The 19,091-nt window shown below is 65.4% G+C and carries 14 protein-coding genes; 3 read left to right on the forward strand and 11 right to left on the reverse strand.

All coding sequences use genetic code 11. From position 1 onward, the window contains the following. Positions 1–238 precede the first annotated feature (238 nt). Entirely contained in the window at positions 239–1,390 is a 1,152-nt protein-coding gene (locus SH602x_RS11355) for a Glu/Leu/Phe/Val family dehydrogenase (RefSeq protein WP_479476897.1), read from the reverse strand. 236 nt (positions 1,391–1,626) lie between these two features. On the opposite strand from SH602x_RS11355, the gene SH602x_RS11360 reads away from it, so the two are divergent. Beyond that, a complete protein-coding gene (locus SH602x_RS11360) occupies positions 1,627–4,599 on the forward strand; it encodes a serine/threonine protein kinase (RefSeq protein ID WP_479476898.1) in 2,973 nt (990 codons plus the stop codon). Between the two features lie 176 nt (positions 4,600–4,775). Here SH602x_RS11360 and SH602x_RS11365 read toward each other — a convergent pair whose 3' ends face one another. The 10 genes from SH602x_RS11365 to SH602x_RS11410 form a co-directional block, all read right to left on the reverse strand. Then, on the reverse strand, positions 4,776–5,078 hold the full coding sequence (locus tag SH602x_RS11365; protein ID WP_479476899.1) for a hypothetical protein: 303 nt from the start codon (positions 5,076–5,078) through the stop codon (positions 4,776–4,778). 170 nt (positions 5,079–5,248) lie between these two features. Continuing rightward, a complete protein-coding gene (locus SH602x_RS11370; RefSeq protein ID WP_479476900.1) occupies positions 5,249–5,536 on the reverse strand; it encodes a hypothetical protein in 288 nt (95 codons plus the stop codon). A gap of 525 nt (positions 5,537–6,061) precedes the next feature. Continuing rightward, complete coding sequence (locus SH602x_RS11375) at positions 6,062–6,460, reverse strand: hypothetical protein (RefSeq protein ID WP_479476901.1); 399 nt, start codon at positions 6,458–6,460, stop codon at positions 6,062–6,064. After that, complete coding sequence (locus tag SH602x_RS11380) at positions 6,457–7,530, reverse strand: MBL fold metallo-hydrolase (RefSeq protein WP_479476902.1); 1,074 nt, start codon at positions 7,528–7,530, stop codon at positions 6,457–6,459. Before SH602x_RS11380 ends, SH602x_RS11375 begins: the two co-directional genes overlap by 4 nt. After that, positions 7,527–8,000, reverse strand: coding sequence for a hypothetical protein (locus tag SH602x_RS11385; RefSeq protein WP_479476903.1), 474 nt, complete (start codon positions 7,998–8,000; stop codon positions 7,527–7,529). The genes SH602x_RS11380 and SH602x_RS11385 overlap by 4 nt, the downstream gene beginning before the upstream one ends. 89 nt (positions 8,001–8,089) lie before the next feature. Beyond that, positions 8,090–8,887: a hypothetical protein gene (locus SH602x_RS11390; RefSeq protein WP_479476904.1), complete on the reverse strand. Its 798-nt coding sequence runs from the start codon at positions 8,885–8,887 to the stop codon at positions 8,090–8,092. 315 nt (positions 8,888–9,202) lie between these two features. Continuing rightward, positions 9,203–10,093: a DUF1559 domain-containing protein gene (locus SH602x_RS11395; RefSeq protein WP_479476905.1), complete on the reverse strand. Its 891-nt coding sequence runs from the start codon at positions 10,091–10,093 to the stop codon at positions 9,203–9,205. 51 nt (positions 10,094–10,144) lie between these two features. After that, positions 10,145–11,023, reverse strand: a complete 879-nt coding sequence (locus tag SH602x_RS11400; protein WP_479476906.1) for a DUF1559 family PulG-like putative transporter — start codon at positions 11,021–11,023, stop codon at positions 10,145–10,147. Positions 11,024–11,060: 37 nt separating this feature from the next. Further along, positions 11,061–11,954: a DUF1559 domain-containing protein gene (locus tag SH602x_RS11405; RefSeq protein ID WP_479476907.1), complete on the reverse strand. Its 894-nt coding sequence runs from the start codon at positions 11,952–11,954 to the stop codon at positions 11,061–11,063. A gap of 117 nt (positions 11,955–12,071) precedes the next feature. Next, entirely contained in the window at positions 12,072–12,956 is an 885-nt protein-coding gene (locus tag SH602x_RS11410; RefSeq protein WP_479476908.1) for a DUF1559 domain-containing protein, read from the reverse strand. Between the two features lie 168 nt (positions 12,957–13,124). On the opposite strand from SH602x_RS11410, the gene SH602x_RS11415 reads away from it, so the two are divergent. Next, positions 13,125–15,701 (forward strand): multiheme c-type cytochrome, encoded by a 2,577-nt coding sequence (locus SH602x_RS11415; RefSeq protein ID WP_479476909.1) that lies wholly within the window; start codon positions 13,125–13,127, stop codon positions 15,699–15,701. 227 nt (positions 15,702–15,928) lie between these two features. Further along, positions 15,929–19,084 (forward strand): PSD1 and planctomycete cytochrome C domain-containing protein, encoded by a 3,156-nt coding sequence (locus SH602x_RS11420; protein ID WP_479476910.1) that lies wholly within the window; start codon positions 15,929–15,931, stop codon positions 19,082–19,084. Positions 19,085–19,091 lie beyond the last annotated feature (7 nt).

Below are 19,091 nucleotides of genomic sequence, written 5' to 3' on the forward strand. Positions count from 1 at the left end.
GACTTCGATCCGGCCGTCGTTCAGCTGCGGACCTTGCAGACGTCGTCGTCAGGCAATGCCTGAACGGCTAGTTGGAACCGTCGTAAATGTCACGTGTGCCATGCCCACATCGCGCCAGCAGGGTGGGCAGGTAAGGTTCGGCCGGCCCTGAAGCATGCCCACCCTTCCTTCGGAGATGTGGGCATGGCACACAGAACCGTCGAGCCTGACGAAAGAGCCCGGGTCGACCTACCGCAAATCACGTGAGGCCGGCCCGTTCCGCGGCGCCGTGGACGCGACGGATGGCGAGCAGATAGGCGGCGTTGCGGAGGCTGATTTCGCGTTCGTGCGCCTCCTGCCAGACCTCTTCGAACGCTCGCGAAAGATACGCGTCGAGCTCCTGCCGGACGCGGGTGAGGTTCCACTTGTAGTACTGCATATTCTGCACCCACTCGAAGTAGCTCACCGTGACGCCGCCCGCGTTGGCGAGAATGTCGGGCAGGACCAGGACGCCCCGGGCGTGCAGCAGATCGTCGGCCTCCGGGGTGACCGGCGCGTTCGCCGCCTCGATGACGATCGGCGCCTGGATGTGCTCGGCGTTCTTCTCGTCGATCACGCCGCCGATCGCCGCGGGAATCAGGACGTCGACCTTCAGCCGCAGGAGGTCCTCGTTCGAGATCCGCTCCGCGTCGGGGTAACCCTTCAGCGACAGACCCTGTTCGACGTAGTAGTGCAGCATGGCCTTGATATCGAGTCCGCCGGCGCGGAAGTAGGCGCCGCTGACGTCGCTTACGGCTACGACGCGATACTCCGATTCATGCAGGTACTTCGCCGCGTGCGACCCGACATTGCCGAATCCTTGAATCGCGACGGTCGTTCCCTGCGGATCGCGACCGAGTCGTTTCAACATCTTGTACGTGAGGATGCCGACGCCTCGCCCCGTCGCCTCCTCGCGGCCTTCGGCGCCGTAGTCCTCGACCGGCTTTCCGGTGACGACGCCCGGGTTGAAGCCGTAGTACTTTTCCCACTGATTGCGGAACCACGCCATTTCCTGGGCCCCGGTCCCCATGTCGGGAGCCGGAATGTCCTTGCGCGGTCCGACGATCTCGTGAATCTGGTCGACGAATTTTCGCGTCAGCCGCTCCCGCTCCTTTTTCGACAGCTTCCCGGCGTCGACGCAGATGCCCCCCTTCGCTCCGCCGTAAGGAAGGTTCACGACGGCGGTCTTCCACGTCATCAGCGACGCCAGGGCCCGGACCTCGTCCAGGTCGACGTGATAGTGGTACCGCAGGCCCCCTTTCATCGGTCCGCGAACGGCGCTGTGCTGCACGCGGTAGCCAGCGAACGTCTCGATTCGCCCGTCGTCCATCTCGATGGACACCTGCACGGTCATCTCGCGCTGGGGCGTCATCAGAAGCTTCCGAACGCTGTCAGGCATTCGAAGCAGGTCCGCCGCTCGGTTAAAATAATTCTGCGTCGCCTCGAAGGCCTTCATGTCGATCTTTCAAGATGGTTCGGGCGCGGCGTCGCTTCGCCCGGTTTTCATCGACGCCATGCCCGCGCTGCGTCGCGACCTGGGCATGGCGCCCAGATTCGTCGCGGGATGCCGATGACGATCGGGCTACTTTTTCAGGAACGTGTCCGCGCATGAACGCCGTGGCTGCCGAGGATTTCTGGTCCCTGCTGCGCCAGAGCCGTCTGTATACCGAGGACGTCTGCGATGCGCTCGAAGCGGAGTTCGAGCGAGCGACCGGCGAGCGGCATCCGGAGGATCTGTCGACGCTCGTCGACTGGCTCGTCGAGCAGAACGCGCTGACGGAATACCAGTCGCTGGTGCTCAAGGCGGGACGTCCCGGACCGTTCTTTTACGGCGATTATAAGGTTTACGATCGCGTAGCGCAGGGCGCGCTCGCGGGGACGTTCCGCGCCGTTCACGTGCCGACCAGCCACCTGGTCGCGCTGCAGTTCCTGCGCGGCGAGGCGCTGACCGACGCGTCGCTCTGGAAGACGATCGTCGACCGGTCGCTCAAGCTCGCAGCGGTGCGGCATCCTTTCGTATTGCCGTTTCTGGAGCCGGTCGATCTCGATTCGTTTCGGTTTCTCGTGTACGAGGATCCGGGCGCGCTGACGGTTCGCGACTGGCTGAAGAACGGCCCGCTGCCGCCGGAAGAGGTCGTGCGCGTCGTGCGCGACGTGGCGATGGGGCTGGAGGCCCTGCACGAGAAGAAAACGACCGCGGCTGACTTCCGCCCGGAGCGGATCTTCGCCACGACGAACGGCGCGGTCCGGCTGCTGGTCGATCCGTCGCAGCGCCGCGGCACCTTCGCCGAGATGGCGGAGGCTTCTCCGGAAGATCTGGAGCGCCGCGCGGATTACCTGGCGCCGGAGTTTCAACTTCCGACGCAGCGCCCGAACCCGCAGACGGACATCTACGCCCTGGGTTGCCTTGCGTTCGAGATGCTGACGGGACGACCGCCGTTCCAGGGAGGCGACGTCGCGACGAAGCTGGCCCGGCATGCCAGCGAGAAGATCGAGAACCTGAAGGCGCTCGGCGTGCCCGAGCCGATCGCGAAGCTCGTCGCCTACATGATGGCGAAGAACCCGGAGGTGCGATTCCAGACCGCGACCGACTTGAAGGAACAGGCCGACTCGCTCCTGCCCCCCAACCTGAAGAAGCCGCGCGTCGCGATGCCGCCCGAGACCGCGGCGCCCTACGAACAGTGGGTCAAGGCGAAGCGCGCCCGGCTCGCCCGCACGCAGCGCGAGAAGGCCCTGAATACCCAGATGGCGGGCGCGGTTCCGGCAGGGCCGGCAGCGATCAATCCTGTCGCGGTGAACCTGGCTCCTGGAGTCGCCGCCGCGAGCGCTCCCGACGGCGCCGCGCCGGGCGAACGAGCCCCGTTCGTCGTCCGGAAGAAGCGCGTCTCGAAGAAGCTGGTTCCTGCCATCGCCGCAGGCGTGTGCGCGGCGCTCTTCGCCGCCGGGGCGATCTATGCGTTCATGACGTACGGCTCGTCAGACGTGGCGACGACGGATCCGAACGGAGCCGGAGCGAACGGGACCGACGCGAACGGTCCGCCTGTGGTCCCGACGTCAGGAACGGGAGGGACGACGGTCCCGCCGGTGAACGGAGCGTCGGCGAACGCCACGGCGACGAACGTCACGGACGATCCGGACGCGCTCTACGTTTCGCCGACTTCGGGAGAGCCCTGGTCGCTCGATCTGGTTCCGCCCGACTCGCAGGTCTTTCTGTTTCTCCGGCCGTCGCAGATCGTCGGCGATCCGCGCAGCGCGGTCCTGTTGGAAAAGGACGCGCTCGGCCCGGACGTCGCCGCCGGCGCCGACTGGATCGAGGAAGCGTCGGGCCTTTCGTGGAGCGAGATCGACCGCCTGGTCGTCGCCATCTTCCCCAACGGAAACGACTTCCCCAGAGTCGCTCTCCGCGTCGACCCCCTGCCGGAGCTGACGCGGGAAGACTTGCTCGCGAAATGGGACATGCCCGACATCACGCTCGAAGAGGGGATGGGTTATTTCGAGCGCGGCGAATCGATGATCGTCCTGCCTGACGACCAGACTCGCTTTCTGGTCGCGACGCCCGACGACGCCCAGGCGACGCTGAAGGTGAAGGGCGCTCCGCCGCTCCTCCGTCGCGAACTGGAGAACCTGCTCGCGACGACCGACAGCGATCGCGACTTCACCGCGATGTTCGCCCCGAACTTCTTCTTCGGGGAAGGTCGTAAGCTGTTCGCCGGCACGCGCGAGAAGCTGGTCGCGCCGCTGGCCAACTTCCTCGGCTCCGGCATTCAGGCGGGCGCGTTCAGCGTGCACCTGGACGATCTTTTCTACCTGGAGATGCGACTCGCTTCGGAAGCGGGCATGAACGATGACGAGGTCGCGTCGGGCATGCGCGACCGACTGGTCGCGCTGCCTGACCAGGTGGAGGAACACGTCCTCCTGCTCGACCCCAATCCGTACTGGAAGAAGCTCGCCCTGCGATACCACCTGATGGTCGCCTTCCTCAGCGATTACACGCGCGTCGGCAGCGATCGGCAGCAGGCGACGCTGAACGCGTACCTTCCCCCGGAAGCCGCGGCTGACCTGGCCGTGGGGACCGAACTCGTCATGCATGCGGCGCCGGGCGCTCGTGCGGTGGCGTCGGCTACCGAGGCGCCGAAGGGCCCGTCGACGATCGAGGAAGCGCTCGAGGAGAAGATCACGCTCAAGTTCGCGTCCGATCAACTCGACTTCGCGGTCGCGAACGTGAAGTCGGCCCTGGAGGCGAAGTATCCGGCGATGCCGCTGAAGCTCAACCTGAAGATCGTCGGCAAACACTTGGAGACGAACGGCATCACGCGGAACCAGCAGGTGCGCGAATTCGACCAGCAGGACAAAACGGTCGCCGAAGTCCTGACCGCCATGATGCAGAAGGCCAATCCTCCGCCGGTCGAGGATCTCACCACGCCCGAGCAGAAGCTCATCTGGGTGGTGGCCAACGATCCAGACTCGGGCGAGAAAAGCATCCTCGTCACCACGCGCGACGCCGCCGAGGCGAACGGCTACGAATTGCCGCCGCCGTTCGCTCCCAAGAAGCCGGAAGAGCCGCCGGCAGAGACCGAGTAGCGGTTCGGGTTATAACGATGCGGCTTCCTCGTTTTCGCCTGCGAGTAGAGGGATCCGACGGCGTTTGGCCGCTTCCCGCGCGCGCTGCTTCGCTTCTGCGCAATGAAAAACCGATCCGTCCACAAAGGGGACGAATCGGTTCGCGAAGTTCAGGCTGTCGGAGCGAAAGGCGCCGCTTAGAACCGGATGCCGATCCCGCCGCGTCCGAGGTAGACTCCCGAGCCGCCGCCGTAGTAACCGCGATTGTTGTATCCGCGATTGTTGTAGAAATTCCGGCCGCCGTAAGCACGGTTGTTGTAGCCGTAGTTGCGGTAACCGCCGTAGGGGTTGCCGTAGTAGCCGCCGCCGCTGTAGACGCGGGGGGCGTAGCCTCCGCCGTAGCTGCGATAGCCCCACTGGGCGTCCGCCGCGCTGGCACCGAGAAAGAGCGATCCGACCCCGAGGGTCAGCATCAGCAGCGTCTTCTTAAACACGTTCATCTTCGCAATCCTCTTATGAAGCCGAATCAGGGCCGCATGCCCTTCGACTCCGAAAGAAGTCGCGCGTTATTTCCCTTCGCGCTTTTGATTAAGACAACTCAGCCGTAGCGGGCGTCACGAGCTTGGATGCCGTGACTACCGAGTTCGCTTCGACTTCGACCGGAAAGTTCTCACGGGATGCCGGGGCCGATGCCCTGGATCGTGATGTCCGGCGTCGGGTCGATGTGGTACGGGTAGTAATTCCCGTACGGTTCCCGAGGCCAGTAGTACGCGCCGTGATACGCGTACGGGTAGACCGCCGTGGTGTTCGGAACGAGCCGCGTACGCGCGTACGGGCTGCCGTACCAGGTCGATCGGTGGTAAGCCCGCCACCCGCCTTGTGCGTGAGCTGCGCTCGAGAAAACGAGCGAACCCCCCGCCAGAGCCAGGATCGCGAGCGTAAGGCGAAACGTCTTCATGCGTTCGTTCCTCTTCGGAAGGTGAGGCCGTTTACGCGATGGAGGGTACACGCGAAAGGCGTGCCGATCCAGAGCGATTTCGCAGGCGGGAACTTCGCGAATCTTTCGCGAACGAGCGGCGAGATTTTTCGGAAGAAGCGGATGGCGCTTTCTCAGGAACCTGATAACTTCCCTTCGCATCCTTGAGGCGAGTTCGTTCCCGCGGAGCGAAGCGCTCCGACACAGCGTCCGTCGCGACAGTTATCGAACGTGTCGCCGATCTTCTCCGATCTCTTCATCTTTCGCGTCGGAAGCGTCGCCCCTCTGCGAGCTTCCCCTGATTACCGATCATCTGACGAAGCACGGATCGCACGCAGGAGTTGCCGTCTCTCGACCATGGATGGCCGAGATGGCGCTGGGCTCCTGGGCAGGGAAGCCTCTTTCGAACAACGATCGACCGCGAGCAGCGTATCGCGACTTGACGGCCCTCGCGAGGAAGCCCGCTGGCGTCGATCGCTGAGCTGAATCGCTCAGGCCGCGTGCGAGTCACGCGCCTTCGAACACGATGCGGGCGCCGATCATCGCGGGACGAATCGCGGCCACGCCCTCACGCGTGACGCGGCTGCCCGTCAACGTCACCAGTTTGAGCGAGGGAAAGCGTCGCAGCTCGGCGAGGCCCGCGTCATCGACCTGCGTTCGACGCAGGTTCAGCGTGGCGAGTTGCGGCATGTCGGGCAGCGTCGCCAGGCCCGACGAAGAAATCGCCGTGTCGTCGAGCGTCAGTTCCCGAAGCTCGATGCAATCGGCGAGTTCCGACGCGCGACGGTCGTCGAAGCTGTCGCCGAGCGGCGAAAGATCGAGCGTCCAGAGCCGCCCCTTCTTCGATCGTTTCAGCGCTGCGCCTTCCGCCGCCCAGCGAGCGGCCTTCTCCGCATCGTCGGTCATGAGGTTCGATCCTCGGCAAGAAAATCGTCGTCCGGCGTCAGGCGAAACGGCGTACCCAGCGCGTCGAGGTCCCACAGATCGCCGTCGAACAGGCTTCGCACGTTCGGCAGCTCGCCGCCGTTCGAGGCCGAAGCAGGCATCCGCTCGGCGATTCGTCGACTCAGTTCGAACGCCAGGCGGTCTTCGTGCAGGTCGGAGATCGTGCGATCGGGATCGTGGTGCGTGAGCAGCACGAGGCCGGGCGGACGCTTCAGGCGAACGAGCGAGTCCGCGACCATCTGCGGCGAGTTATGACCCCAGCCGCGACGGTCCTGCGCGATGCCTCCCAGCGGCGCCGCGCCTGAGTATTCGTCGTCAAGGTATTGAACGTCGACCACGATCACGTCCGCTCCGTCGAAGATCGCGTCGGCTGCGCCGTCCGGCGCCGCATCGATCAGCTCGCAATCGGTCGCGACGGCGACGATCGGCCCCTCCGGCATTTCGATCCGATAACCGACGCAGCCGCCGGGATGCGGAAGCAGGCAAGTCCGGACGGTCCAGCTTCCGAACGTCAGCGTCGTGCCAGGGTCGAAGGCCGAGTGCTCGATTCGGGTACGCGGCGTCAGGACCGGAGTGGGCCAAATTCCGGGCTCGTCCATGCGCTCGATCAGGCGCTCCAGCGGCGACCTGCCGAGATCCGACGCGGCCCTGGAGATTCCGTCCGCGAAGAGGGGCGAGAACGCCTTGCGGGGCAGATCGTCCGGTCCGAGCGGGCGCCGCCACCGCAGGCCGCACCAGTGATCCTCGTGATAATGCGTCAGCGCGAGGAACGTCTCCGCCTGGGGATCGCGAAGCGACAGACGCCGGCAGACTTGCAGCGAGGCTTCGAGGCCCGTTCCCAAATCGATCAGCAGCCGAACGTTCCGGTCCCACAGCAGGAAGCTCGTCGTCGCCTGAACGCCGCGCGCGAGCGCCGCGGCGGGGTCGGCCTTTCCGAGCGGCCGCGCGCCCATGCGTCCGCCGGCAGAGCCTCCGACGAAGAGTCCCCTCGCGGGAAGCGCCGGCGCGGAGGAGCCCTCCTGCGCAGTCACGCCGTTTTCCCGGACGCGAGCGGGAGCGACACGGGCGAATCCTCGCGCAGCACGAGCGCGGCTTCGAAGCGGCCTCGGATTCGCCGACTGAGCGTCAGGTCGAAGACCATCGGAGGGGCGTCTTCCCACTCGACGACGAACGCGGTCGCCGGCGCGGGGCGATCGAGCAGCACGGCGAGTCCCGTCGGCGAAACGTAGAGCACCCGCGCGAGGAACGACTTGCCGGTGCGACGACCGTCGAGGGTTAGCGCGGTGACGGCGACGACGGTGCATTCCAGAGCGTCCGTAGCGCTCGCGCCCTTTCGTCGGCGTCGAACGGCTTCCGCCAGACGGAGCAGGGCCGATCGCGATGCCTGTTCGGCGGATGCGACTCGGCCGATCGGCGCAGAACGGCCGTCCGCGACGTCCATCGACGCTGTCCCGGAGAAGTCACGCGTCGTGTCGTCGGCGACGGATTCGGCGACAGCCATCCAGCATCCTCCTTGCGAATCGCACGATCCGGAAGCGCTTCGCCCCACGACGAGTCCGCGCCGTCAGTATCCCACCCGTCGCGCCGGCGTCAATCTTCGCGTCGGCACATCGCGGTGAAATCCAGCGTCTCGCGGCAGTCGCTGCCGGACGAATCCGCCGATTCCAGCAGATCCCCGACGTCGAGGCTATCCTCGGACCCCCGCTCGTCGGCCAGCACGACCGTCTGGCTCTCGCGTTGCAGGGACCGCAGTTCCGAAAGCACGATCGTCTCGCGATCGAAGGCCAGCGGTTCGTCGAGCGCCGAGACGCCGAACGTCGATTCGTCGTGCGACGGAATCTCCTGGCGTCGCCCGATCGGCAGCACGAGCGTCATCGCCGGGTCGTCCTTCGCCTTCGCGGCGAAGCTCGGAGGAGCGACCAGCGAGGAGGCGTCGAACTTCGGCGGAGCCGTCCCCGGCGAGGTCGCGGCGAGCAGGTTTTCCTGAATGCGATTGATCGCTTCGCCCGACTCGGCCCAGTAGTCGCCCTTGCGGAAATAGATCGGGTCGATCGTCTTGCCGTCGGCCATATCCTGCAGCGCCCGACGGATGCGGAGCGTCGGGCCGACCATGCGGTGGCTCTGACGCAGAATGTCCATCATCACGATCGGCAGCATCATCGCGGCCACGAAAAAGGCCGGCCAGAGCTGGCTCGAGACGCGGGACGCGATCTCCCAGAACTCCGGCGGTCGCTGCGACAGGGCGACTCCGATCGCGTAGGGGGCTCCGACCAGCAGCACCGTCGCCGCCCAGAGCATGGCCATCCAGTAGGCGGCCACGCGGAACATCAGCGGTCCCTGGACCTTCGGCTCGATGAACAGTTTGCGGCGGCGGTTGTGACGGGCCATGGTCGGTTCTCGGGCGGGAAGGGGCCCCTCTCGAATCGCGAAAGACGCGCGAATCGGGAAGACATCTCGCCCTGCGACGCGAGCGGCGACCGTCCCGCGTAGGACGACTCTTCGCCGCGACGCCGCGCAAGGCGACTCCCGGGAGAAGACTAGCCCGCCGATAGGACCCGCGCCGACCGAGAGCACCTGTCTGCCGCGCAGGACCCTGGAGAATGCCGCGGCTCCGCCGTCAAACTCCTCGCGATCGGCACATGCCGACCGGACGCAGGGCCTGAGCGGACCGATCGCCAAGCCTGAGAACGCGGCGCTGAACCGTCAGGGAACGTAGACCGCGTTTCCGTCCGCCTTCATGAGCAGGTAGCGGAACGTCTGTTCGTCGACGCTGTCGCCGTTGAGGAAGCGGACCGACCCGTCCCCCATCGCGACATTGGCGCCTCCCATGTGCTTGCTCGACACGCCGAGTTCGCCGTCGGGCACGTTCAGGTTGAACTGCATCTCGTTGAACGGTATATCGCGAGGTTCCGACCAGGGGACGTGCAGCGAGTCGGACTCCACGATCATGATCGTGTTCGAGGTGCCGTCGGTAACGTCGGCGAAACTGCTCCAGCGATTCGGTGCGAACATCGTCTCGTCGCCGTAGACGACGAAGTAGCTGGTCTCGTTCGAGTTCGGTCCGTGAGCGCTCGACGGACAGGCGTACGCCGGAACGTGGACGTCCGCCAGGGCCCGATTGGCGGGGCTGTTCCAGGGCTCGTTGAAGTTGTACTGCTGATAAAGCGCCTGCTGTTCGATGAACGGCAGGATCGCGACCCGCCAGCTATGCATCGGCTGGCCGTTCTCGTCCAGCACGGCCTGAGCGGGGAGGGCCCGGTAGGTGTCGTGATAGTTGTGCATCGCCAGCGCGATCTGCTTCAGGTTGTTCTGGCATTGCGAGCGGCGTGCCGCTTCGCGGCCGGCCTGCACCGCCGGCAGCAGCAGGGCGACCAGGATTCCGCCGCAGCCGATCAGCACGCAGCCGGACACGCCCAGGACGACCAGCAGCACGGCGCCGATGCCCATACCGGCGGCGGTCGCGTTGGCGCCTCCCTGCGGCGGCAGCGGAGCGTTCGGGTCGGGCGAACCCTTGCCGCACTGGGGACAGGTGACCCACCCGCCCGGCGCCTGGCCGGAAGGTTTGAACTCGGCGCCGCAGTGAGGGCAATGCATGGTTCGTCTCTCTGGTGACGGAACGGCCGCGAACGGGGAACGCACGCCAGGTCAGGGCAAGCTGATATTCTGGCCGTCGTTTCGGATCAGCATATAACGGATCGTCTGTTCGTCTGCCGTTTCGCTGACGAACTTGATCGACCCGTCGCCCAGGACGACCTGAGCGCCGCCTCGGTGATCGCTGGAGAGGCCGACGCCGCTGGGCGGGTTGATCTTGAACTCCATCTGATCGAAGGGGATGTCGACCGGCTCCGACCATTGCACGTTCATCGTGTCGCATTCGACGACCATGATCGTGTTCGAGAGCCCGTCCGGGACGTCGGCGAACTTGGTCCAGCGGTTCGGCGCGAACATCGTCTCGTCGCCGTACACGACGAAGTAGTTCGTCTGGTTCGTCCCCTTCGTCTGATCGCTCGACGGGCACTGAAAGATGGAAAGGGGCTGCTGGCCGACGAGCTGATTGTTCGGGCTGTCCCACGGTTCGTTGAAGTTGTAGCGATCGAACAAGGGGCCCTGTTCGATGAACGGCAGGATCGCGACCCGCCAGCTATGCATCGGTTGGCCGTTCTCGTCGAGCACCGACTGGGCGGGGAGCGCGTTGTAGGTGTCGTGATAGTTGTGCATCGCGAGGCCGATCTGCTTCAGGTTGTTCGAACACGCCATGCGGTTCGCCGCTTCGCGAGCGGCCCCGATCGCGGGCAACAACAGCGCGACCAGGATGCCCACCACGCCCAGCAGGACGCAGACTCCCACCGCACCGACGATCAGCAGGATCCCGCCGATGCCTGCCGCCGCGGCGCCCGAATTCGGAGGCGGAGGATACGACCCGTTGGGGTCGGGAAACCCTTTGCCGCAACTCGGGCACATGACCAGGCCGCCCGGCGCGGCGCCGGTCTGCTTGAATTCGCTTCCGCAGTGGGGGCAATGCATGAGAGGTTCTCGAATAGTTGGAAGCGATCGCGTGCGACTAAGGGAGTCGCACGTTCACGCCGTCGTCGCGAATCAGAGAATAGCGGAAGGTCCGTTCGTCGGTGGCGCCCTCCATGAGAAAACGAACCGAGCCGTCGCCCATCGCGACCTGCACGCCATGGTTGCCGCCGTGACTGCTCGAAACGCCGATCCCGTCCGGAGGATTGATCCGAAACGTCATCCGGTCGAAGGGGATGTCCCGCGGCTCCGCCCACTCGACGCGCATCGATTCGGAGTCGCACTCGACGACCATGATCGTGTTTCGCAGGCCGTCCGTGACGTCGCTGAATTTCGTCCAGCGGTCGGGTGCGAACATCGTCGCGTCGCCGTAGACGACGAAGTAGTTGGTCAGGTTGGAGTTCTCCGTCCCCTCGCTCGACGGGCACAAGTACATCGAGATCGGCTCGCTGCAGACTTCGCGATTGTGCGGACTGTCCCAAGGCTGATCGAAGTCATAGCGATCGTACAAATCACCCTGTTCCATGAACGGAAGGATCGCCGTTCGCCAGCTATGCATGGGTCGACCGTTTCCGTCGGTGATCGACTGCGCGGGAAGCGCCCCGTACGTGTCGTGATAGTTGTGCAACGAGATCGCGATCTGCTTGAGGTTGTTACCGCATGAAGACCGGTTGGCTGCCTCGTATGCAGGACTGAAAGCAGGCAGCAAACAGGCGATGACCAGCAACCCGAACAGGATCGCCGCTCCGATTTTGCAAGCCAGCCAGAACGTACTCCCGAAGCTCGACGTTCCTCTCTTCGGCGGCAGGGGCTCGACGCCGACGGACGGAAGTCCCGCGCCGACGACGCCGCTGCGACAAAGCGGGCAGGGCACGATCTCGCCCGGCTGCGGGCTTTTCGCGCCCAGTTCGTAGCCGCACTTCGAGCAGCGCACGACGTTCCTTTCAGCGGACGAGCGAGAAAAGAAACGGGCGCGACGGCTTGTTCGTCCGCGCCGGATCGATCTTGGCGGAATTGTGCAGGGAATCCCTTTCCCCGCCTCGGCGATCGATCAGGGAACCTGAACCGGGACCCCGTCGTTCCGGATCAGAAGATAGCGGAACGTCGTTTCGTCGAGCGTTTGATCGGAGAAAAGCCGGACCGAACCGTCTCCCAATGCGACATTGACGAGACCCGTGTGCGGCCCCGTAACGCCCACGCCGTCGGGCGGGTTGAGGCGGAAGCTCATTTGATCGAACGGGATATCTCGCGGTTCGGACCACTCGACGCGGAACTCCGAGGAGTCGCATTCGACGACCATGATCGTGTTCGAAAGTCCGTCGGTCACGTCCGAGAAGCTGCGATATTCGTTCGGGGCGAACATCGTCTCCTCGCCGTACACGACGAAGTAGTTCGTCAGGTTCGAATTGACGTCCCGATTACTTCGCGGACAACGGAACGTATTGAGCGGTTGGCGCCCGACCTCGCGGTTGTGCGGACTGTCCCATGGCTGGTCGAAGTCGTACGCCTCGTAAAGTTTCGTCTGCTCCATGAAGGGCAGAATCGCGACTCGCCAGCTATGCATCGGGCGGCCCTCCTCGTCCGTGACGCATTGCGCCGGCAAAGCCTTGTAGGCGTCGTGATAGTTATGCAGGGCGAGGGCGATGTTCTTGAGATTGTATTGACAGGTTACCCTACTCGCTTCGTGGGATCCTCCATCGACGTCAGGCATCAACAACGCGACCAGTACGCCGATGATCAGCAGCACGACGGCGACTTCGATCGCCCTCGATTTCCACCCTTTTCGCGGAGCGGCCTGGAGAGGCGGCAGCGGCTCGACGCCGACGGACTCGATTCCGAAGGAAGCGACGCTGCTGCCGCAGCGCGGACACGAGGCGATCTCGCCCGGCGGGGGACTCTTCGCTCCCAGTTCGTATCCGCAGTTCGAACAGCGCACGCCGGGAGACTCCTTCGAGGCGGAGCATCGCGGGGAGGACGTCGCTCCGATTGTCCGCCGCGGCTGGCTTCAGGATAATCGACGGACGGCTCGCGACGACGCGCAGCCCTGTTCGCCTTCTTTCGTTGCGTACACCGTTCTCGTCGCAGCGCCTGCCGATCGTCCTGCATGTTGAAACGCCCGCCCCGCGATCTGCCGGCGACGCGCCGACCGTTTCCCCGCACGCGCCAGATTCGAATCGCGATCGGGGTCGCCGTCGCTGCAGTCGCGCTGGGCCTCGGCGGGTGGGTCTTTTCCGACTGGTACGTCACGCTGCCGAAGGAGGCCAAGGCCGAGTACGTCGGACGCAACGCCTGCGCGCAGTGTCATCCGGGCGAGACGCACGCCTTCACCGGCTCGCACCACGATCTGGCGATGGACGTCGCCACGCCGCAGACGGTGCTGGGGAACTTCGACGACGCCACGTTCGAGCATCACGGCATCGTCAGCCGGTTCTTCAAGAAGGGCGACGAGTACTGGGTCAACACCGAAGGTCCGACCGGCGCGATGGAAGACTTCCGGATCGACTACGTCTTCGGCGTCGATCCGCTGCAGCAGTACATGGTCGAATTCGATTCGTCAGCCGACGAGCCCGGGCAAGCTGCGAAGCCGCAGGACGCGAAGCCGCGAGACGGAACGTCGGAAGAGGGGCTTCCCCGCGTGCAGGTTCTGCGGATCTCGTGGGACACCAAGAAGCAAGAGTGGTTCTATCTGCCGCCGCCCGACGTGCCGGAGAAGATCGCGCCGGAAGACGATCTGCACTGGACCGGCGTGGCGCAGCGCTGGAACGTCATGTGCGCCGACTGCCACTCGACCAACCTGCACAAGAACTTCGACGACAAAACGCTGCAGTACCACACGACGTTCAGCGAGATCGACGTCTCCTGCGAAGCCTGCCACGGACCGGGCAGCCTGCATGTCGATCTGGCGGAGAACAAGACCTTCTTCTGGGATCGCGAGCGCGGCTACGCCCTGGCGAAGTTGAAGGGGAAAGATGCCGAGCCGCAGATTCAATCCTGCGCGCCGTGCCATTCCCGCCGGCAGGCGATCTGCCCCGACTGGCAGGCGGGGAATAACTACTTCGACTGCTTCGCGAACGAGATGCTGAACGACCGGACGTACCACGCCGACGGCCAGATCGAAGACGAGGTCTACGAGTTCGGCTCGTTCCTGCAGAGCAAGATGTATCACAAGGGGATCCGCTGCACCGACTGCCACGATCCCCACACGGGCAAGCTGAAGCACGAAGGGAACCATCTCTGCACGTCGTGCCATCAGCACCCGGCAGGAAAGTACGACAGCCCGTCGCACCACTTCCACAAGCCCGGCTCGCCCGGCGCCTCGTGCGTCGAGTGCCACATGCCGGAGACGACCTATATGGAGGTCGACCCCCGCCGCGATCACAGCATCCGCGTGCCGCAGCCGGAGCTGTCTCTGGAGTTCGGCACGCCGAACGCATGCTCGCGGTGCCACCTGGAAGAGGAGAAGGTCGCTCCGGCAGCACGCGACGGACTCAAGCAGTACGGCGACTGGGTCGTCGCCGCTCGTGACGGGAACGCGGAAGTCGCTGCCGAACTGAAGCGACTCGACGGCGAGATGGCTGCGGCGGTCGCGAAGTGGTATCCAAAGCCGGACCAGCCTCCGATCCAGCGTCGCATCGCCGAGGCCTTTACGCTCGCCCGGACCGAACAGCCGGGCGCGGAACAGGCGCTGTTCGATCTGGCGGAACGGGCCGAGGCGCCGGCGATCGTCCGCGCGACGGCTCTCTCCCAGGCGGCCTATCTCGCGACGCCGGAACGCCGGGACGAAGTCCGCGACATGCTGAAGTCCTCGGATCCGCAGATCCGTCGCGCCGCGGTCGGCATGTACGAGCCGTGGATCCCGTCGCTGGGAAGTTATCCGCTGGCGCCGGAACAGGCACGCGTGCTTGCCGAGAACCTGCAGCCCCTGGTCGACGATCTCCTGCCGCTGCTGGACGATCCGATCCGATCGGTGCGGATCGAAGCCGCGCGGGTGCTCGCGCGCGTTCCGGCCAGCGTCCGGATGCGCGTCGCCTCGGGTCCCGAGCGTAAGAAACTGACGGACGGCATCGAGGAGTTCCGCCGGGCCATGCTGGTCAACAACGACCGGGCGGGCGCTTTCCTCGCGCTCGGATCGATGGAGGAGCAACTCGGAAACGACGATCAGGCGGCCAAGTACTATCGCACCGCCATGCGGGTCGAACCGACGACGACCGGGCCGAGGGCGAATCTGGCGTCGCTGCTTGAACAGCAGGGCGAAATGGCGGCAGCGGAAGCCCGCCAGGTGCAGCAGCAGGGGAACACGCAGCGGTACGCGGAACTGATGCGGCGTCGCGAGGAACTGATCGCCGAGGCTCAGCCGCTCCGGGCGGAAGAACTGAAACTGCTCGAACGGGACGCGAACCTCGCTCCCGAAATCGGCGCGGTCCAGTATCGCTTCGGCCTGGCGCTCTATCTTGCCGATCGGATGGGGGAGGCGGAGGCAGCGCTGAGGAAGGCGGTCGACCTGGAGCCGCGAAACGCCGCGTTTCTCTCGGCGTTCGCGATGCTCCTCGAACGGCTCGAAAAGTACCAGGAGGCGGCGGACGTCGCGGACCGGCTCGTCGAATTGGCGCCGGAGAACACCGAAAGCGTGGAGATTCGCGACCGGATCCGGGCGCAGCTTAGCGTCGGTCCTCGCAAGTGAACGGACGGTCGCCGGCGCTATGCGGCGTTACGCCCCCTTAACTTGTGCGTACGTAAACGATTGCGTATCGGAGGCCGAATCCGTACGATGAAGGCGGATGTTTTCGCCGATGGGAAGAGCAGGGGCCCCTGATTCGGGCGGCTTCGCTCGCCTTCCAGCGTGCTTCACGAGATTCGACGGCCTTTCGCCGTTCCCGCCTCCTTCGTTCCTTTTCGCCAGGCGACGCCATGTTTCGCGCCCGCCGCTGGACGATCGCGTTCGTCGCGCTCTCGATCGCCTGTGCGATTTCCGCCGCAGGTCGAGCTGCCGAGACGTTCGCGCCCGATGACGTCAAGTTCTTCGAGGAATCGGTCCGTCCGACGCTCGTCAAGAACTGCGTCAGTTGCCACGGACCCGAGAAGCAGGAGGGGAACCTCCGCCTCGATTCCCGCGAGGCGGCGCTCGAAGGAGGCGATTCCGGCGCCGCCGTCGTGCCGGGCGATCTGGAGGAGAGCATCCTCGTCTCGGCGATCCATTACGAACTGTACGAGATGCCGCCGACGGGGCAGCTTCCGGCGGAGACGATCGCCGTCCTGGAACAGTGGGTCGAGCGCGGCGCCCCTTGGGGTCGCAGCGGTCCCTTGCGCCGGCAGGACAAGGTCTCCGACCTGGATCGGAGTCACTGGGCGTTCGTGCCGCTGACCGATCCCGCCGTGCCTGAGGTCGACGGAGACGACTGGTCGCTCAATCCGATCGACAAATTCCTGCTGGCGAAGATGCGATCCGAAGGTCTGCATCCGTCGGAGGACGCTTCTCGCGAAGAGGCCCTGCGGCGGTTGTCGTACGCGCTTCGCGGTCTTCCGCCGAGCGACGCCGAGCGTGCGACCTTTCTCGCGGACACGGCTCCCGACGCGTGGTCTCGGTGGGTCGAACGCTATCTCGCCGATCCGGCGTACGGCGAGAAGCAGGCGGTCGCCTGGCTCGACTTGGTCCGGTACGCCGAATCCGACGGCTGGAGACAGGACGCCTACCGCCCCAATTCGTGGCGCTATCGCGACTACGTCATCGACGCGTTCAACGCCGATCGATCGTGGTTCGACTTCGCGAAGCAGAACCTCGCGGGCGACGAACTCTATCCGGGCGATCCGCAGGCGCTGGTCGCCACGGGTTACCTGCGGCACGGGATGTACGAATACAACCAGGCCGACGTGATGACGCAGTGGGACGAGATCCTCACGGACCTCACCGACACCACGGGCGACGTCTTTCTCGGCATGAGCATGAGCTGCTGCCGATGCCACGATCACAAGTTCGACCCGATTCCGCGGGACGATTATTACCGTCTGCGAGCCTTCTTCGCTGCGGTCCGCTGGGTCGATGACGCGCCCGCCGCGACGCTGGCGGAGATCGAGACTCACCGCGCTGCTGAGCGCGCGTGGGAAGAGGCGACCGCGGAGATTCGTACGAAGCTGGCGGCGATCGAGCAGCCGCACTGGGATAAGGCCAGCGCGAATCGCCTGAAGTTTCTGCCGGACGAGATTCAGGAGATCTTCGCCAAGGCGCCGGAGGATCGTACGCCGTACGAACAGCAACTGGCGGCCCTCGCCGATCGGCAGATGAAAGAGAAGCGAGACGCCGTCGATTTCAGCAAAGCGCTCAAGGACGAAAAGCTCGCCGAATGGAAGACTCTGCACGAAGAGCTGGCGAAGTTCGATTCGCTGAAGCCTGAGCCCCTTCCGAACGCGCCCGCCATCTCCGACATCGGGCAGCACGCCCCGGAGATCTTCGTGCCGGGCCGCGAAGACGAGCCTCAGGAACCAGGGTTCCTGACCGTGCTGACGGGCGAAGACGACAAGGTGCAGCCGCAGACCGCCGATACGCTGCTCGGTCCGACGACCGGACGGCGCTCGGAACTGGCGAAGTGGGTCGCCGATCCGAACAACGCGCTCACGATGCGGGTCGCAGTGAACCGCGTCTGGCAGCGCCATTTCGGCGTCGGCCTGGTTCCCACGGCCAGCGACTTCGGCAACCTCGCCGATCCGCCGAGCCATCCGGAGCTTCTCGACTGGCTCGTCGCACGCTTCGTCGAATCGGGCGGCTGCGTGAAGTCGCTCGATCGGCTGATTCTTGGCTCCCATGCCTGGCAGCAGACGGCGTTCGCCGATCCGCAGCATCCGGGCCTGCTCGTCGACGCCGGCAATCGGCTGTTGTGGCGCATGAACGCCCGGCGGCTCTCCGGCGAGGAGGTTCGCGATACGCTGCTCACGGCGACAGGCGAGCTCGATCGTCGCGGCGGCGGACCGGGCGACGCGCGGGAAACGAACCGCCGGGCCGTCTATCTCCGCGTCATGCGGAACAGCCCGGTCGAGGCGCTCGCCCTGTTCGATCTGGGCGATCGCATCACCAGCCTGTCCGAACGGCAAGTCACGACCACGCCGCTGCAATCGCTCTATCTGCTCAACGCGGAATGGACGCTCGCCCGCGCGCAGAAGCTGGCCGATCGTGCGCGGCGGGAAAGCGCCTCGGACGAAGAGCGACTCGAGCGAACGTTCCAGGCCGCATGGGGTCGCCCCGCGACTGCGGAGGAACTCGACCGGGCGCGAGCGTTCCTTGCCGCCCGTCGGGATCAGCCGAGCTTCTCGCCTGGCATCGAGCTCACGACCGGCGAAGACCAGTCGCGCACGCTCGTCATGGAACCGCGAAGCGGGATGAAGCCGCCGACGGCGCCGGCGACCGATTCGCTGCCCCAAGGCAAGTGGTTCGTCGAGGCCGACGTCTATCTCGACTCGCTCTATGCAGACGCGTCGGTACGAACGATCGCCAGTCAGTGGAACGACGATAAGAATGCCCCGGGCTGGTCGCTCGGCGTCACGAGCGAGAAGTCGAGTTACCAGCCTCGCAACGTCATCCTCCAACTGATCGGCGAAGGCGCCGACGGCAAGATGACGTACGAGGTCGTGCCGTCGAACCTGCGGCTCGAACTGAAGCGCTGGTACCGTGTGCGGGTCGACGTCGATCTGGCCGATCCGACCCCCGCCGGTATCCGGTTCACCGTCCAGTCGCTCGGCGAAGCCGAACCGGGCGAAACGCATCAGGCGGAAGTCGCCCATTCCGTCGTACGCTGGGGCGACGGATCGATGCCGCTGGCCATCGGCGGTCGGAATCAGACGGCCGCGCATCTGTGGGACGGTCAATACCGGCGGCTCCTGATGGGGCGTCGCTGGAATGAAACCGACGCCGAACCGACTTCGGCGGAGTGGGACTTCACCGCGACGGACGATCCGTGGCGCGCCCGCGAAGGCGAGCGCCGCTTCGTTCCCCCCTCGGTCGACGCGGACGATGCCGCGTGGCGGGATCTCGCGCATGTGCTGCTCGGGGCGAACCCGGTCTTCTTCGTCGACTGAACCCGTC

Source organism: Lignipirellula cremea (genome assembly GCF_056501455.1).

Coding starts and splice junctions, on each gene's coding strand:
- SH602x_RS11355 (WP_479476897.1), bottom strand. CDS start 1,390: ATGACGCCCCAGCGCGAGATGACCGTGCAGGTGTCCATCGAGATGGAC.
- SH602x_RS11360 (WP_479476898.1), top strand. CDS start 1,627: ATGAACGCCGTGGCTGCCGAGGATTTCTGGTCCCTGCTGCGCCAGAGC.
- SH602x_RS11365 (WP_479476899.1), bottom strand. CDS start 5,078: ATGAACGTGTTTAAGAAGACGCTGCTGATGCTGACCCTCGGGGTCGGA.
- SH602x_RS11370 (WP_479476900.1), bottom strand. CDS start 5,536: ATGAAGACGTTTCGCCTTACGCTCGCGATCCTGGCTCTGGCGGGGGGT.
- SH602x_RS11375 (WP_479476901.1), bottom strand. CDS start 6,460: ATGACCGACGATGCGGAGAAGGCCGCTCGCTGGGCGGCGGAAGGCGCA.
- SH602x_RS11385 (WP_479476903.1), bottom strand. CDS start 8,000: ATGGCTGTCGCCGAATCCGTCGCCGACGACACGACGCGTGACTTCTCC.
- SH602x_RS11390 (WP_479476904.1), bottom strand. CDS start 8,887: ATGGCCCGTCACAACCGCCGCCGCAAACTGTTCATCGAGCCGAAGGTC.
- SH602x_RS11395 (WP_479476905.1), bottom strand. CDS start 10,093: ATGCATTGCCCTCACTGCGGCGCCGAGTTCAAACCTTCCGGCCAGGCG.
- SH602x_RS11400 (WP_479476906.1), bottom strand. CDS start 11,023: ATGCATTGCCCCCACTGCGGAAGCGAATTCAAGCAGACCGGCGCCGCG.
- SH602x_RS11415 (WP_479476909.1), top strand. CDS start 13,125: ATGTTGAAACGCCCGCCCCGCGATCTGCCGGCGACGCGCCGACCGTTT.
- SH602x_RS11420 (WP_479476910.1), top strand. CDS start 15,929: ATGTTTCGCGCCCGCCGCTGGACGATCGCGTTCGTCGCGCTCTCGATC.